At 72.1% G+C, this 1034-nt stretch carries 1 protein-coding gene; it reads left to right on the forward strand.

What is annotated here, in order from left to right; genetic code table 11:
• The coding region (locus K9U41_RS22930) for a cadherin-like domain-containing protein (protein WP_282643145.1) at nucleotides 1-1034 on the forward strand (1034 nt) is incomplete at both ends.

Raw genomic sequence — 1034 nt, forward strand, 5'->3', positions numbered from 1 at the left:
AGGGTGAAGGCGGCCCGTCGGCCAAATCGGAAGGCGACGAGGAAGGTGACGACGACACCAGCCGCAATCGCCCGCCCCGGGTCGGGGACCCGGTGCCCCTGCCCAACGTCTCCGTCGCACAGGCGGTCTTCATTCCGCTCGCGGCATTGCTGGCCGGCGCCAGCGATCCCGACGGGCAGGCACTGAATGTCCAGAATCTCGTCGTCTCCGCCGGCATGCTGGTTCCGACCACCGGCGGCTGGGTCTATCTCGCGCCCCAGGCGGCCGAGCGCGTCACCCTCAGCTATGTGGTGTCGGACGGCATCGCAGGCGTGCCCCAGCACGCCGTGTTCGACATCGACCCGGACGGCATCGCGGCAAGCCGCCTCGACCTGCCGTCCACCACCTTCGCCGCGTTGCCCGCCGCGAACCGAGACGAGCCGGACGGGACCGATGGGGACTCCGCGGAGGTCGCCATCGCCGGGGTGGCCGCGGTCGTGGCCCGCGCCAATCATCCCGACCCGGAAAGCACGGATTCCGCCACCACCGAGACGCCGGCCACCGAGACGCCCGCGGCGGACACGGTTTCGTCCGAAACCGTCCTGGTGGAGGCCGCCCCCGCTGGCGAAGGCACCACCCTCGCCAGCGGGGGCGATGTTACGGCATCCTCCTTGGGCGACCCGGCGGTCGGCGCCTCTCCCCCCGCCATCGAGACGGCCCCGGCAACGCCGGTCGAAGTGGCCATCACCCCGGCCGTGACCGACGCGCCAGCCGTGGACCCGGCCCTCATGGCCGCCTCTGCGGAGGCCGAGGCCGCTCCAGCCGACGGCGGGAGCGCGGACACCGCAGCCGCGGCGGCAATCGCGCAGGTCGAGGCGGACAGCTTCGTCTTCGCCACGGCGCCCGCGGACACCTCCCAGCAATCGGTCAGCCAGATCGTCGACCTCCAGGTGGGCGACAGGCTCCAGGTCAATGCCTCGCCGATCGCGGACAGCCCCACCCCCCCGACCGGAGAACCAGACCAGCTCTTCGCCGAAACCTACGGCCTGTCTCTT

Origin of the sequence: Xanthobacter autotrophicus, assembly GCF_029991245.1 — a bacterium.
GTDB classification, from domain to species: Bacteria; Pseudomonadota; Alphaproteobacteria; order Rhizobiales; family Xanthobacteraceae; genus Xanthobacter; species Xanthobacter autotrophicus_C.